The 15,002-nt window shown below is 68.8% G+C and carries 13 protein-coding genes; 11 read left to right on the top strand and 2 right to left on the bottom strand.

Annotated elements, in window-relative coordinates; genetic code table 11:
• Positions 1-36: 36 nt before the first annotated feature.
• From folK to FWJ47_RS01530, 11 genes are all read left to right on the top strand, one after another.
• Positions 37-1,095 carry a 2-amino-4-hydroxy-6-hydroxymethyldihydropteridine diphosphokinase gene (folK, locus tag FWJ47_RS01575; protein WP_147103227.1) on the top strand — a complete coding sequence of 353 codons (1,059 nt, stop codon included), beginning with the start codon at positions 37-39 and terminating at the stop codon, positions 1,093-1,095.
• The gene (locus FWJ47_RS01570) at positions 1,092-1,646 is read left to right on the top strand and encodes a DUF3180 family protein (RefSeq protein WP_147103225.1); all 555 of its coding nucleotides are present in this window, start codon (positions 1,092-1,094) and stop codon (positions 1,644-1,646) included. The genes folK and FWJ47_RS01570 overlap by 4 nt, the downstream gene beginning before the upstream one ends.
• The gene (locus tag FWJ47_RS01565; RefSeq protein WP_147103223.1) at positions 1,636-2,145 is read left to right on the top strand and encodes a PH domain-containing protein; all 510 of its coding nucleotides are present in this window, start codon (positions 1,636-1,638) and stop codon (positions 2,143-2,145) included. Before FWJ47_RS01570 ends, FWJ47_RS01565 begins: the two co-directional genes overlap by 11 nt.
• Positions 2,145-3,827 carry a PH domain-containing protein gene (locus FWJ47_RS01560; RefSeq protein WP_147103221.1) on the top strand — a complete coding sequence of 561 codons (1,683 nt, stop codon included), beginning with the start codon at positions 2,145-2,147 and terminating at the stop codon, positions 3,825-3,827. The genes FWJ47_RS01565 and FWJ47_RS01560 overlap by 1 nt, the downstream gene beginning before the upstream one ends.
• Positions 3,817-4,731 carry a Rossmann-like and DUF2520 domain-containing protein gene (locus FWJ47_RS01555; protein WP_246126114.1) on the top strand — a complete coding sequence of 305 codons (915 nt, stop codon included), beginning with the start codon at positions 3,817-3,819 and terminating at the stop codon, positions 4,729-4,731. The genes FWJ47_RS01560 and FWJ47_RS01555 overlap by 11 nt, the downstream gene beginning before the upstream one ends.
• A 100-nt stretch (positions 4,732-4,831) precedes the next feature.
• Positions 4,832-5,746, top strand: a complete 915-nt coding sequence (gene panC, locus FWJ47_RS01550; protein WP_211358947.1) for a pantoate--beta-alanine ligase — start codon at positions 4,832-4,834, stop codon at positions 5,744-5,746.
• A gap of 9 nt (positions 5,747-5,755) precedes the next feature.
• Positions 5,756-7,738, top strand: a complete 1,983-nt coding sequence (locus FWJ47_RS01545; RefSeq protein ID WP_147103217.1) for a M13 family metallopeptidase — start codon at positions 5,756-5,758, stop codon at positions 7,736-7,738.
• Positions 7,739-7,851: 113 nt separating this feature from the next.
• Positions 7,852-9,381, top strand: a complete 1,530-nt coding sequence (gene lysS / locus FWJ47_RS01540; protein ID WP_147103215.1) for a lysine--tRNA ligase — start codon at positions 7,852-7,854, stop codon at positions 9,379-9,381.
• 10 nt (positions 9,382-9,391) lie between these two features.
• Positions 9,392-9,562 carry a hypothetical protein gene (locus FWJ47_RS11975; protein WP_170228425.1) on the top strand — a complete coding sequence of 57 codons (171 nt, stop codon included), beginning with the start codon at positions 9,392-9,394 and terminating at the stop codon, positions 9,560-9,562.
• Positions 9,563-9,763: 201 nt separating this feature from the next.
• Positions 9,764-10,066, top strand: coding sequence for a histone-like nucleoid-structuring protein Lsr2 (locus FWJ47_RS01535; protein WP_147103213.1), 303 nt, complete (start codon positions 9,764-9,766; stop codon positions 10,064-10,066).
• A gap of 143 nt (positions 10,067-10,209) precedes the next feature.
• Positions 10,210-12,732 (top strand): ATP-dependent Clp protease ATP-binding subunit, encoded by a 2,523-nt coding sequence (locus FWJ47_RS01530; RefSeq protein ID WP_147103211.1) that lies wholly within the window; start codon positions 10,210-10,212, stop codon positions 12,730-12,732.
• 36 nt (positions 12,733-12,768) lie between these two features.
• On the opposite strand, the gene FWJ47_RS01525 is transcribed toward FWJ47_RS01530, so the two are convergent.
• Both FWJ47_RS01525 and FWJ47_RS01520 read right to left on the bottom strand, forming a co-directional pair.
• Positions 12,769-13,716 (bottom strand): HhH-GPD family protein, encoded by a 948-nt coding sequence (locus FWJ47_RS01525; RefSeq protein ID WP_246126113.1) that lies wholly within the window; start codon positions 13,714-13,716, stop codon positions 12,769-12,771.
• A 126-nt stretch (positions 13,717-13,842) separates the two neighbouring features.
• Positions 13,843-14,994, bottom strand: a complete 1,152-nt coding sequence (locus FWJ47_RS01520; protein WP_246126112.1) for an FUSC family protein — start codon at positions 14,992-14,994, stop codon at positions 13,843-13,845.
• Between the last annotated feature and the right edge of the window lie 8 nt (positions 14,995-15,002).

The following is a 15,002-nucleotide window of genomic DNA, read 5'->3' as shown; positions in this document are numbered from 1 at the left end:
GTAGCGGAACCCCCACCCCTGCGAGAGAGTAGTGGCATGGGTGCAGACATCATCCGGGTGACCGGGCTGCGGCTCCAGGGCCGGCACGGCGTCTTTGAGGCGGAGCGGGCTGCCCCGCAGCCTTTCGTCATCGACGCTGAGGTGCACCTCAGCGTCGCCCAGGCCGGCCGCACCGACGATATGCGGGACAGCCTCTCCTACGCGGATGTGGCCACCGACCTGGAGCGGGCCGTCACCGGTGAGTCCTACCACCTCATCGAGCGGGTGGCCGCCGAGTGCGCTGAGCGGGTCCTCCGCCTGGACTACCGGGTCTCCAAGGTGACCATCACCCTGCACAAGCCCGAGGCGCCGATGCCTCAGGACTTCGAGGACGTCTCCGTCACCATCACCCGCACCCGCGCGGACCTTCCCATCACCTCCGTGCCCGCCCCTGCCGGCCCGGCTGCTCAGACCGCCGCCGAGCACTCTCCGTACGGCAGCATCTCCCTGGCAGAGGCGGCCGATGAGGCGGCGACCCGGCACCTGCGCGACCCCGACCTTCCGGCCGCCTTCCCGGTCCGCAGCGTGCTCGCCCTGGGATCCAACCTGGGAGACTCCCGCCTCACCCTGGCCTCCGCCGTCGCCTCCCTGGAGGAGAACGAGGACATCGTCGTGCTCAGCCAGTCTCCGCTGGCCCAGACCAAACCGATGGGCGGGCCCGGCAACCAGCGGGACTACCTGAACCAGGTGGTGGAGATCGAGACCCGGCTCTCCCCGCACGCCCTGCTGGACCTCGCTCAGGCGATCGAGGCGGAGCACAACCGTGTCCGGGAGCAGCGCTGGGGCCCGCGCACCCTGGACGTGGACATCGTCACCTATGCCGGCGCGGTCATCGACTCTCCGCGGCTGCAGGTGCCGCACCCCTCCGCGGCGGAGCGCGCATTCGTGCTGCTGCCGTGGTCCTGGATGGACCCGGTCGCACTGCTGGAGGGCCGGCCGGTCCGGGAGCTCGCCGCCGAGGCGCACGACTACGACGACGTCGTTCAGCTGCGCCCCGGCGACGCCGCTGCTGAGCAGGACGCAGCCGGCACGGAGGAGGACGCTCAGCAGTCATGACTCCGATGCGTCCGGCCTGGCTGCTGGTGATCTTCGGGGCCTCCGCGCTCGCCGGCTTCCTCGCCGCCCACCTGACCGCGGCCGTGGGCATCTCCTCGCCGGTGCTGCCGATCATCTCGGTGATCACCTTTGTGGGACTGGGAGTGCTGCTGCTGGCCTTAGGGCTGGTGGTCCGCTCGGACCAGCGCCGGATTGAGCGCGCCGCGCACGAGGCCGGGCTGAAGAATGAGGAGCCCCGGCATCCGGCCCGTCGGCTCCACCCCCTGCAGGCGCTCCGGGTCGCCGTCGCCGGGCAGGCCGCCGCCTACGCGGGCGCGCTGATCGCCGGATGGCACGCCGGCGTGCTGCTCGACCTTGCCCCGGCTGGGGGTCTGGGCACCCCGAATGTCAGCGCCGCGGTGGTGATCGGTCTGGCCGGGGCCGGCTGGGTGGTGGTCGGCGCCGTCGTCGAGCGCCTCTGCCGGATACCTCCCGACACCGGTGCTGGGGGAGGCGGTACGCTCGCAGACGAGAAGAACACTGAGGACGGAAACGAGGGATATGCGCTCTGAGGCGATCGACCCCGCGGGCGTGGAGTGGACCCGGGTGGATGAGAAGCTCATCACGGTCCGATACATCTCCGGAGCGGCCGGCTGGCTGCTGTGGCTGGCGTTCCCGGTGGCAGCGGCTGTGCTGAAGCTGCTGGGGATCTGGGACATCTGGGCCTGGCTGCTGTGGCCGGTGCTGGTCGGGATGGTGGTCTGGGCGGCGATCGACCTGGCGCTGATCCCCCGCCGAGTCCGCGCCATCGGCTACTTCGAGCGCCAGGATGACCTGCTGATCCGCACCGGAATCCTTTGGCAGCGTGTCGTTGCGGTGCCCTACGGCCGGCTGCAGTACGTGGACATTGAGGCTGGCCCGATCATGCGGAAGTTCGGGATCTGCACCGTGCAGCTGAAGACCGCCTCCGCCGACACCGACGCCTCCATCCCGGGCGCCACCCGCGCGGAGGGCGCCCGGCTGCGCGACGAGCTCTCCGCCCGCGGTCAGGCCCGACTGGCAGGACTCTGATGGCTGAGCGGCACCCGGATGACGGCGGCGCCCAGCCCGTGCCCGAGAGCAGCGAGACCAAGGAGCCCTGGTTCGACGAGACCTGGACGCGGGTTCATCCGCTGAGCCCGCTGGTGCAGGGCTGGGCGATCTTCATCGGTCTGCCGGTGATTGTGCTGGGCTACAACTGGCAGGCCTGGCAGGGACTGTGGGAGGCGCTCCGCTCCGGGGAGCTGCAGGAGACAGTCCGGGAGAACCCGACCGCCACGCTGATCGGCGCCGGTCTTCTGCTGGGGCTGTTCCTGATGATCTTCGGCGGCGCGTTCCTCGGCTGGTGGTTCACCCGATACAAGATCACCGATGAGCACGTGATGGTGAAGTCCGGGGTGTTCGTCCGGCAGCACCGGCAGGCCCGGATCGACCGGGTGCAGTCGGTGGACCTGCGGCAGCCGCTGCTGGCCCGGCTCACGGGCCTGGCGGAGCTGAAGTTCGAGGTGGCCGAGGGCGACGCCACCGCGGTCACCCTGTCCTTCGTGCGCCGGTCCGAGGCGGAGGAGCTGCGCAGCGAGATCATGGACCGGGCGGCGGGCCGCAACGATCGTGCGGCTGATGCAGCAGGGCACGCCGACGGCGGGCCGGGAGCTGGGCTCAGCGAGGACGGCGCCCCTGCGCCGCGCCCGGATGCCGCTGCGCCGCAGCCGGGCGGCGGACCCGAAAGATTCATCGCCAAGGTGCCGACGGGTCGGCTCATCGGTTCGATCGTGCTGGGCCCGGTCGTCGGCGTCGTCGTGTTCATCACCGTGCTGGCGGCGGTCGCCGCCGGCGTGATCACCGTGATTCCGGCGCTCTTCGGGGACGCGGACAACCCGGCTGGGGTGTGGATGGTGATCGTTGGGGGAATCGGCGCAGTGCCCTTCCTGATCCCCGTGGCCCTCGGCATGGTGTTCACCGTCTGGGGCCAGCTCAACAGCTCCTACGGGTTCACCGCGACGATGACCGACGCCGGGCTGCGGCTGCGCTACGGGCTGACCACCACCAACGCCCAGACGGTCCCTCCCGGCCGGGTGCAGGGGCTGAGCATCCGGCAGCCGCTGCTCTGGCGAATCCCCGGCTGGTTCCAGATGAACGTCACTGTGGCCGGGTACGGGCTCGATGCTCGCAACCAGGTCCTGCCGGTGGGCACCAAGGACGAGGTGATGGCGATCGCCGCGGAGATCTTCCCGGACCTGCAGGTCGACAGCCCCGAGGAGCTGTTCCTGCACGGGCTGACCGGCTCCGGGGAGGAGGCGGGCTTCACCGCGGTGCCGCGCCGGGCCCGGATCTTCGACCCCCTGGTGCGCAGGCGGCGCGGATTCTTCACCACCCCGAGCGTCCTGATGCTCCGTGACGGCTGGGTTGCCAGGGTGCTGCGCATGGTCCCGCATGAGCGGGTGCAGTCCCTGGAGCTGAGCCAGGGGCCGCTGGCACGGAGGCGCGACGTCGTTGACCTGCGGGTCCACCTGCCGTCCGGTCCCGTGCTCGGCCAGGTGAAGAACCAGGACCTGGCCGCCGCCTCGGAGCTGTTCGAGTTCGAGGCCGCTCAGGCGGCGGTCGCTCGCCGCATCTCCGACCGCAACCAGTGGATGCAGCCGGAGGAGCTCGCTGAGTTCGAACGCATGGTGGAGAAGATCGAGGCCGAACAGGATGAGCCCCGTGCCGATTGATCCGTACGCGGGGGACCTCCCGCCCTCGGCGCGGGACGGGCGGCTCGGCGTCGGGGTGATCTCCGCGGGCAGGGTCGGGGCCGTGCTCGGAGCCGCGCTGCGGAGCGCCGGACATCAGCTGGTGGGCGTGCATGCGGTCTCCTCCGCCTCCCGGGAGCGGGCTGAGCTGCTGCTGCCGGACGTCCCGGTGCTCGAGATCCCCGAGATACTGCGCCGGGCCGAGCTCATCCTGCTCGCCGTCCCCGATGACGCCCTGCCGGAGGTCGTCTCCGGGACGGCGGAGGCCGGACACTTCCAGCCCGGACATCTGGTGGTCCACACCTCCGGCCGCTTCGGCACCGGGGTGCTCACTCCTGCGGAGCAGGCCGGAGCGATCGGCCTGGCCATCCACCCGGCCATGACGTTCACCGGCACGAGCATGGACCTGCAGCGGATGACCGCCGCAGCCTGCGCGGTCACGGCTCCCGCGGAGGTGCTGCCGGTCGCCCAGGCGCTCGTGGTGGAGATGGGCGCGGAGCCGGTCGTCGTCGCGGAGGAGCATCGCGGCACGTATCACGCTGCCCTCGCGCACGCCTCCAACCATCTGAACACCATCACCGCCCAGTCCGCCCAGCTGTTGGAGGCGGCGGGGGTGGAGAGCCCGGCCCGCCTGCTGGGCCCGCTGATGCAGGCCTCCCTGGACAATGCGCTCGCCTCCGGGGAGTCCGCGCTGACCGGGCCTGTGGCCCGCGGCGATGTCGGCACGGTGCGGCTTCACCTGGACCGGCTGGCGGCTGTGGGCGTCCCGACGGACATCCGCAGCGCCTACACCGAGCTGGCCCGCGCCACCGCCCAGCGCGCCCTGGCCCGCGGCCTCATCACCGAGGCGAAGGCCGCTGAGATCCTCGACGCCCTCGGCCGCTGAGCAGTCTTTGCCGAGAGGCCAATCTGCGCAGCATCCGAGACTGAAACTGCCCAGATGCTGCTCGATGTGGCCTCTCGGCGCCCGGATTTAGACTGGCGCCGTGAGTCAGATCTTCCGAACCGTCCCCGAGTTCCAGGCCGCCCTCGCCGAAGCGGTCAGCCGCACTCCGGCGGAGCCCGCCGTGGTGGGATTCGTCCCGACGCTGGGTGCGCTGCATTCGGGGCACGGCGCCCTGCTGCGGTCTGCCCGGGAGACGTCCGACGTCATGGTCGCCAGTGTGTTCGTCAATCCGCTGCAGTTCGACGACGACGCCGACTACCTCCACTACCCCCGCCAGCTGGAGTCCGACGCCGCACTGCTCGCCGAGCATGGGACGGACCTGATCCTCGCCCCGGAGCTGGAGGAGATGTACCCCAGCCACCCCGGGGACGCTGAGGCGCCTGCGCCCCAGCTGCGGGTCAGCGCCGGTGAGATGGGCCGAATGTGGGAGGGCGCCTCCCGCCCAGGCCACTTCGACGGCGTTGCCACGGTGGTCGCCAAGCTCTTCAGCATCGTCGCCGCCCCCCTGGGGGGAGCGAAGCTGGAGGCCTGGTTCGGGGAGAAGGACGCTGAGCAGCTGGCGATCATCCGTCGCCTCGTCACCGACCTCAGCCTCCCGGCGACGGTTCGGGCCCTGCCCACTGTGCGGGATCAGAACGGGCTCGCGCTCTCCTCCCGCAACCAGCGTCTCTCCGCTGAGGAGTATGACTCCGCGCTGGCGCTCTCCCGTGCGCTGCGGGCCCTGGCCGGCCAGGCTGAGGCGGGCGAGCCGCTGGACGTGGACCGGCAGGCGGCCCAGCTCAACGCGGCCGAGGGCGTGGACCTGGACTACCTCGTCGTCGTCGACCCCAGCACCCTTCGGGAGGTCGACCTGCAAGAGGCCGTCCCCCTGGCCCGGGAGGCCCTCGCCCTCATCGCCGCCCGCGTCGGCCCCGTCCGGCTCATCGACAACATGAGACTGGTGCCCACGGTTTAGGCTGACTGCATGACTTCTGCGCTGTTTCCGCACACTGATGAGTCCGTCCGGCCGCAGGATGATCTGAACCGGCATGTCAACGGCGCGTGGCTGGCCACCGCGGAGATCCCCGAGGACCAGGACGCCTACGGCGCTTTCCACCAGCTGCGGGACAAGGCCGAGGAAGACGTCCGCTCGATCCTCGAGGAGGCCGCCCAGGCGGTGAGATCCCCCGACACGGCCCAGTCCCTGGACCCTGACTTCGGCGAGATCCAGCACCGGATCGGCACCTTCTACGCCGCGTTCATGGATGCCGAGCGCGCCGAGGAGCTCAAGCTCGCCCCCATCGAATCCAAGCTCGCAGAGATCGACGCCGCGGAGACCCCCGGCGCGCTGCTGCGACTCTCCGCCTCCTGGCAGCGAGAGGGCGTCAGCGGGCTGGTCGAGGCTGGTGCGGTGCGGGACGCGGGCAACCCCCAACGGGTGCTGTGGCATGTGATGCAGGGCGGTCTCGGCCTGCCGGACGAGGCCTATTACCGGGAGGACACCTACGCGGAGATCCTTGCCGAGTACGAGCAGCACCTGGTCCGCCTGCTCACCCTCGGCGGCCGCGCCCAGGACGACGCCGACGCTGCGGCAGCCGCCGTCGTCGACCTGGAGAGGCGTCTGGCCGGGCACCACTGGGACCGTGTGACCACCCGCGATGCGCAGAAGCGCTACAACCTGATGCCCCGGGCTGAGGCTGAGGCGCTGATGCCGCTGCTGGCTGAGGCGATCGAGGGCTGGGGGCTCAGCGATGCGCAGGCCGCGGAGATCGTCGTCGGCCAGCCGGACGTGCTGGAGGGCTTCCAGGCGGCGCTCGTCGAGGAGTCCCTGGAGACCTGGAGGAACTGGCTGCGCGTCAGCCTGCTGCGCAGTGCGGCCCCGCTGCTGCACGAGGCGATGGTCGACGAGCACTTCGACTTCTACGCACGCACGCTCAACGGGACCCCGCAGCTGAAGGAGCGGTGGAAGCGCGGCGTGGCGATGACCAACGCCCACCTGGGGGAGGACATCGCCCAGATCTATGTGGCCCGGCACTACCCGCCGGAGGCCCGCGCGGCCATGGATGAGCTGATCGCTTCGCTGCTGGAGGCCTACCGGCAGTCGATCTCCCAGCTGGAGTGGATGGGGGAGGACACCCGCGCCCGCGCTCTGGAGAAGCTGGACTCCTTCACTCCGAAGATCGGGTTCCCCAACCGGTGGATCGACTACTCGGACGTGCAGGTGGGGCCTGACGCTGTCGCGAACTCCTCCTCTGCTGCGATCGCCGAGTGGGAGCGCGACGTCGCGAAGATCGATGAGGGGCCGGATGACGAGGAATGGCACATGACCCCGCAGACGGTCAACGCCTACTACCACCCGCTGGAGAACGTGATCTGCTTCCCGGCGGCGATCCTGCAGCCGCCGTTCTTCTCCGCGGACAGGGACATGGCCCAGAACTTCGGCGGCATCGGCGCGATCATCGGGCATGAGATCGGTCACGGGTTCGACGATCAGGGGTCCCGCTACGCGGCCGACGGCTCTCTCACCGACTGGTGGACCCAGGCCGACCGGGAGGCCTTCGAGCAGCGCACCGGCAAGCTCGTGGACCAGTTCAAGGAGCTCGCCCCCTCCGTCCTCAACGAGGAGCACACCGTCAACGGGGAGCTCACCCTGGGTGAGAACATCGGTGACCTCGGCGGCATCGGCATCGCTCACAAGGCCTACAAGCTGTGGCTGGACGGCGGCGAGGACGAGGAGGTCGACGGTCTCACCGGGGATCAGCGGTTCTTCTGCGCCTGGGCCTCCGGCTGGCGTCAGGTGATCCGTCCCGAGCGCGCCCTGACCCTGCTGAGCATCGATCCGCACAGCCCCGCCGAGTTCCGCGCCACCCAGCCGGTGAAGAACGTGGACGCCTTCCATGAGACCTTCGGCACTGCTGAGGGCGACGGCATGTGGCTGGCCCCGGAGGAGCGCGTCACTATCTGGTGAGGGGCGAGGGCCTCGGGCGGGTGCTGCGGCTGGGCCTGCCCCCCGGTCCGGGAGGTGCGGACGGCAGGCGGAGCCGGTAATGCGCAGACCCGTGAGGCAACTAGACTGACCCGGTGACTTCTGACGCCCCCGCCGCCGAGAACACTGTGGACAACACCGACCAGCGTGCCGTTCGGACGGACAAGCGCGCCCGCCTGCTCGAGAAGGGTGTGGCCCCCTACCCCGTGACCGTGCCGCGCACGACGTCGCTGGCTGGCGTCCGTGAGCGGTTCGACGGCAGGATCGAGGCGGGGGAGTCCGCCGGCGAGACGGTCTCGGTGACCGGACGGGTGATGTTCATCCGCAACACCGGCAAGCTCTGCTTCGCCACGCTGCAGGAGTCCGGACCCTCCGGTGATGCCGTCCGCCTGCAGGCGATGCTGTCTCTGGCGGAGCTCGGCGAGGAGGCGCTGGCTGACTGGAAGGCGCTGGTGGACCTGGGAGACCATGTGCAGGTCACCGGGGATGTGGTGATGTCCCGCCGCGGCGAGCTGTCAGTGATGGCGACGTCGTTCGCCATGGCATCGAAGGCTCTGCGGCCGCTTCCGGTTCTGCACGCGGATCTGAACGAGGAGACCCGGGTGCGTCAGCGCTACGCGGACCTGATCGTCCGGGACGAGGCCCGCCAGATGGTCCACAGGCGTGCGGCGGTCACCCGCGCGATCCGGGATTCCCTGCACTCTCGGGAGTACGTGGAGCTGGAGACCCCGATTCTGCAGCTGGTCCACGGCGGTGCTCAGGCGCGGCCCTTCGAGACGCACCTGAACGCCTTCGACCAGCCGATGACGCTGCGGATCGCCACGGAGCTGTACCTCAAGAGGGCCGTGGTCGGCGGCATCGACCGAGTGTTCGAGATCGGCCGGGTGTTCCGCAACGAGGGCGTGGACTCCACCCATTCCCCGGAGTTCACCACCCTGGAGTCCTATGAGGCGTGGGCGGACATGTACACGATGGCGCAGCGGATGCAGGAGATGATCCTGGCCGCCGCGGACGCCGCAGGCGTGGACCGGCAGATCGAGACGGAGGCCGGCACTGTGGACCTCGACGGCGAGTGGGCCTGGATGTCTGTCTACCCAGGGCTTTCTGAGGCTGTGGGCCAGGAGGTCACTCCTGGCACGGACGAGCAGGCCCTCCGGGAGATCGCTGAGAGGCATCGCGTCTCGGTGTCTGCGGACTGGAACGCGGAGAAGCTGGTGATGGAGCTCTTCGGGGAGATCGTGGAGCCGACCCTGATTCAGCCGACCTTCGTCTGCGACTACCCCCCTGCGGCTCAGCCTCTGGCTCGTGAGCACCGGGAGAAGCCCGGGGTCATTGAGGCCTGGGACCTGATCATCGCCGGCAGCGAGCTGGGCACTGCGTTCTCTGAGCTGATCGACCCGGTGGTCCAGCGGGAGCGATTCGTGGAGCAGTCGGAGAAGGCCGCCGCGGGTGATGAGGAAGCCATGCAGCTGGACGAAGATTTCCTGCGCGCCCTGGAGTACGGCGCTCCGCCGATGGGCGGCCTGGGGTTGGGCATTGACCGCTTGGTGATGCTTTTCACCGGCGCTGGAATTCGGGAGACAATCCTGTTCCCCCTCCTCAAGCCCGAGGTGAAGGGCTCCTAGGAAGGAAACCATGGGCGAAGAGTTCTGGGACTATTTCTCCGCATTGGCCCCCTCCATTGGTGTGGGGCTTCTGTTCTGGTTCGTTATCCGCGCGATTTTCCGTGCTGACCGGGCAGAGCGCGCCACTGAGGCTCAGATTCGGGAAGAGACTAAGCCGGATAATGACGCCGGTCACACATGAGAAGCTGCAGATTTACTGTAATTCTTGCTCGTAAATACTGAGTTTTCTGTTGGGTTGACTGGCCAGTAATTCTCCTGAAATACTGATATGACAGTCCCGCCGTGGTGTCATGGCAGGACAAGTCACATTCATTGGCCTGAACGGAACACCCGGGGGTGGGTATCAGGCTTAAAAATCGCTGATCAGTGAGGAATTTAGCCCATGGCTAAGAAGGTTGAAGAAGTTCTTATCGATGATCTGGACGGCACTCCTGCCAAGGAGACCGTCAATTTCGGCATCGACTCCCAGTTCTACGAGATTGATCTGAACGAGGAGCACGCCAAGGAGCTGCGGGACGTGCTGCGGAAGTACAAGCGCAAAGCCCGCACCATCGGTCCGCCGTCTCCGCAGAACGAGGCCAAGCAGATTCGTGAGTGGGCCGTGGAGAACGGCTACACCGTTGCTAAGCGTGGGCGCCTCCACCGCGACATCGTCGAGGCCTACCGCGCGGCGAAGAAGAAATAGTGAGCTTTCCTCTCACGCTGGGGGCCCGGAAGCACACGCTTCCGGGCCCCCAGCTTTTCCCTGTGGCGAACAGGGGAGCATCCGGGCTCCGGCTCCCTTACTGTTGAGGTCAGGAACGACAATGCAAGGAGTGTCTGTTGGCCATGTTTGAGAGATTTACTGACCGCGCCCGCCGCGTCGTCGTCCTGGCCCAGGAAGAGGCCCGGATGCTCAACCACAATTACATCGGCACCGAGCACATCCTGCTCGGACTGATCCACGAGGGCGAGGGCGTGGCCGCCAAGGCGCTGGAATCCCTCGACATTTCGCTGCAGGGCGTGCGGGAGAAGGTCCAGGAGAAGATCGGGCCCGGCCAGAACGCCCCCTCCGGCCACATCCCCTTCACCCCGCGCGCCAAGAAGGTGCTGGAGCTGTCGCTGCGCGAGGCGCTGCAGCTGGGTCACAACTACATCGGCACCGAGCACATCCTGCTCGGCCTCATCCGTGAGGGTGAGGGTGTGGCAGCCCAGGTGCTCGTGGAGCTCAACGCTGACCTCAACAAGGTCCGCCAGCAGGTCATCCAGCTTCTCTCCGGCTACTCCGGCGGTGAGCAGGGCGGCAAGGAGAAGGCCGGCGCCGGGGTCGGCGGCGGCGGATCCGAGGGGCAGCCTGCAGGCTCCGTGGTGCTGGACCAGTTCGGGCGGAACCTCACAGCGGCCGCGCGTGAGGCCCAGCTGGACCCGGTGGTCGGCCGCGACTACGAGCGCGAGCGCGTCATGCAGGTCCTGGCCCGCCGCACCAAGAACAACCCTGTCCTGATCGGCGAGCCCGGTGTCGGCAAGACCGCCGTCGTCGAGGGCCTCGCCCAGGACATCGTCAACGGCGATGTGCCTGAGATCCTCCGCGACAAGCAGCTCTACACCCTGGACCTCGGCTCCCTGGTGGCCGGCTCCCGGTACCGCGGCGACTTCGAGGAGCGCCTGAAGAAGGTCCTCAAGGAGATCAAGACCCGCGGCGACATCATCCTGTTCATCGACGAGATCCACACCCTCGTCGGGGCTGGTGCGGCTGAGGGCGCGATCGACGCCGCCAACATCCTCAAGCCGATGCTGGCCCGCGGCGAGCTGCAGACCATCGGCGCCACCACGCTGGACGAGTACCGCAAGCACATCGAGAAGGACGCCGCGCTGGAGCGTCGCTTCCAGCCCATCCAGGTGGATGAGCCGACCGTGGAGGTCACCGTGCAGGTTCTCCGCGGGCTGCGTGACCGCTACGAGGCCCACCACAAGGTCTCCATCACTGAGGAGGCCCTGGAGGCTGCCGCCAACCTCGCCCACCGGTACATCAACGACCGTTTCCTGCCGGACAAGGCGATCGACCTGATCGACGAGGCTGGCGCCCGGCTGCGCATCCAGAAGATGACCCCGCCGCCGGAGCTCAAGGAGTTCGAGACCAGGATCGAGGACGTCCGTCGGGAGAAGGAAGCCGCCATCGACGCCCAGGACTTCGAGGGCGCCGCGAAGCTCAGGGACGACGAGCAGAAGCTCATCGAGGAGAAGGAGTCCAAGGAGGAGGCCTGGAAGTCCGGCTCCATGGACGAGATCGCCGAGGTCGACGGCGACCTGATCGCGGAGGTGCTCGCGTTCTCCACCGGCATCCCGGTGTTCAAGCTCACCGAGCAGGAGTCCGACCGCCTGAAGCGGATGGAGGAGGAGCTGCACAAGCGGGTCATCGGCCAGGACGAGGCCGTGAAGTCCCTCTCCCGTGCGATCCGCCGCACCCGCGCCGGCCTGAAGGACCCCAACCGGCCCTCCGGCTCGTTCATCTTCGCCGGGCCCACCGGCGTCGGCAAGACCGAGCTGGCCAAGGCTCTGGCGGAGTTCCTGTTCGGCGATGAGGATTCGCTGATCACCCTGGACATGTCTGAGTTCAGCGAGAAGCACACCGTCTCCCGTCTGTTCGGCGCCCCTCCGGGGTACGTCGGCTACGAGGAGGGCGGCCAGCTGACCGAGAAGGTCCGGCGCAAGCCGTTCTCCGTGGTGCTCTTCGACGAGGTGGAGAAGGCCCACGCGGACCTGTTCAACTCGCTGCTGCAGATCCTGGAGGACGGTCGCCTGACCGACTCCCAGGGCCGAGTGGTGGACTTCAAGAACACCGTGATCATCATGACCACCAACCTCGGCACCGGGGACATCTCCAAGGGTGTGATGACCGGCTTCACCTCGAACGCGGACACCTCCACCAACTACGAGCGGATGAAGGGCAAGGTCAGCCAGGAGCTGCGGCAGCACTTCCGGCCTGAGTTCCTGAACCGTGTGGATGACACGATCGTCTTCCCGCAGCTGGCGCAGTCCGAGATCGTAAAGATCGTGGACCTGTTCGTGGACCGCCTCCGGTCGCGCCTGTCCGAGCAGGCCATGACCCTGGAGGTCGCTCAGGAGGCCCGCGAGTTCCTCGCAGAGAAGGGCTATGACCCGACAATGGGTGCCCGCCCGCTGCGCCGGGCCATCCAGTCGATGGTGGAGGACCAGCTCTCCGAGCGGATCCTCTACGGCGACATTCCGCACGGCGCGGAGATCAGCATCGGCCTCACCGGCGAGGGTGCCAGCCGCGAGCTGACCTTCGACTGGAAGATGCCCGCTGAGGAGCTCGAGGCAGGTCAGGAGCCCGCAGCCATCGAAAGCTGAGGCCTGATCGGACTCATCCGATCAGGAGCTGAGCCATCAGGATAGAGCCCCGGGGAGGGTGACCTTCCCGGGGCTCTCCTGTGCCCGTTCGGCGAGGCCGTCGGCCAGCAGGGAGTCCAGGCAGCGACGGCGCTGTTCGGCTGAGGCATCCGGCAGCGGAAGAGACTCCAGGAGAACGTGCTCCTCAGGGGGCTGGCCCGCGGCGGCAGCCTCCCTCAAGGCGGCCATGATCGCGCCGCGGACCTGACGGTCGGTTCCGTGCCAGGCCTGGCCGCGGGGCTTCTGCTCCTCCGTCGGAGCGGGGGAGCCTGCCGCCACCCACGCGCACATCTCCTGCACGGGGCAGACCTCGCACGTCGGGGACTTTGCCGTGCACACCAGCGACCCCAGCTCCATCGCAGCGATGTTCCAGGCACACGCCACCCCGCCCTCGTCGAGCGCAGGGTCGGGGAACACCTCGTGCGCCAACCTCCGCTGAGCCGCCGTATAGGTCTTGCCCGCCAGCGGCTGGGCCTCGAATATACGAACCAGCACCCGGCGGATGTTCGTGTCCACCACCACTTCCGGCTCCTCGAAACCGAAGCAGGCCACCGCCGCCGCCGTGTACTCACCCACCCCCGGCAGGGCGCGGAGCTCGTCTCGGGTGCCGGGCACCTCGCCGTCGTGCCTCTCCACCATCGCCGCCGCTGCCTGCTGAAGCCTCAGGGCACGGCGCGGATACCCCAGCCGGTCCCACACGGTGAGAACGTCCGCCGCCGATGCCTCCGCGCACACGGCAGGGGTGGGCCAGCGGCGCAGCCACTCCTCCCACCGAGGCAGCACCCGGTTCACCGGGGTCTGCTGCAGCATCACCTCAGAGACGAAGACGCCCCAGGGAGAGCAGTCCGGCCGGCGCCATGGCAGGTCACGCTTCTGCGCGTGGAACCAATCGATCACCGGCCCATGAACCTGCTCCGGCTCCGGGGGGCAGAGGGTTTCAGACACAGTGGCGGCGCTCAGCCGTCCAGCCCGTAGCGGCGGCGGACTGCTGCCGGGGGCTGTTCAGAGGACTGCTGCCATCGGTCCCGTCCGAAGCTGTACTCGGTCGGCTCGTTGCTCATCGAAGCAATCCTAACCAAGCACGGGGAGATGGGCGTCAGCTTCGTCATGCTCCATGCCGGTGGCCTCCAACAGGTCCACCACCATCGTGCGGATCAGCAGGACAATGGTGTCGCCTTCGAGGTTGTGGATGCCGAGGCGCTGGGGGTGCAGCTGGGCGGCCACAGCAGCCAGAGACTTCGCGGCGGCCTCCATTCCTCGGTCGAACCCGGGCCCGGACTCCGCGACCGCCCGGGAGAGCAGCGCGGTGCCGTCGGCGAGCTCGTCGAGGAGGCGGGCCAGGTTCTCCGCGCCGGCGGTGTCCAGGGCGGCGTGGTCGATGCTGCTGATCGAGCGCCGCACCACCACCCGCAGGGAACGCACGGCGAGGTCCAGCTTGTCGGCGGTGCGTTCGATCCGGCGGATGTAGTGCCGGTGCCGCCGGTGGGCCGGCGAGTAGCGGGTGAGCTCCTGGGCGGTGGTGACCGCCTTGGTGACCTCGTCGATCTTCGGCTGGGTGCCGCGGGCCCGGATGAGCGCATGCCAGCCCTCGCGGGAGTCGCCGTCACGCACCGCTGCTGCGGTCTCCCGCAGGGCACGGGTGAGGTCCCCGGTGACTCCCTTCAGCTCCCGGACCGGCTCCGAGCGCGGGTCCTTGGGGGTGAGCAGGGCGATGGCCAGGGCGGTGGCCCCGCCCACCATGGCGTCAGCGCTGCGGCTGAACACGCCCAGCGCGGTGTCCTCCGGGGCCGGCAGCACCACCACGAGGAGCGCCTGCAGCCCCATCTGCATGGCGAAGGTGGCCCCCGAGTCCAGGAATCTCGCGATCATCACCGCGAGGAAGACGACCCCGACGGCCACCAGCCACCCCTGGCCGAAGAAGTGGACGAGCATGTCGGCGATGAATACGCCCAGGGTGCAGCCGGCGGCGACCTCGATGACTTTCCGGCCGCGCGGCTCCTTGGTGAACCCCATGGCGACCAGTGCGGCCACGGCGGCGAAGATCGGCTGATGGTGGCCCAGCAGCTGCTCGGCGATCAGGTACGCGCCCACCCCGGAGGCGGTCATCTGCGCGGCCGGAACCACAGAGCGCCGCGCCCGGGCGAAGCCGGCCCGGCTGTGGGTGAGCATGAAGCGTACGCCGCCGCGGCTGGCGTGCTTGAAGGAGTCGGCGGCGCTGCTCACATGCACGA

This window comes from Nesterenkonia populi (genome assembly GCF_007994735.1).
GTDB classification, from domain to species: Bacteria; Actinomycetota; Actinomycetes; order Actinomycetales; family Micrococcaceae; genus Nesterenkonia; species Nesterenkonia populi.
This window is presented reverse-complemented; position numbering and strand designations above follow the sequence as displayed.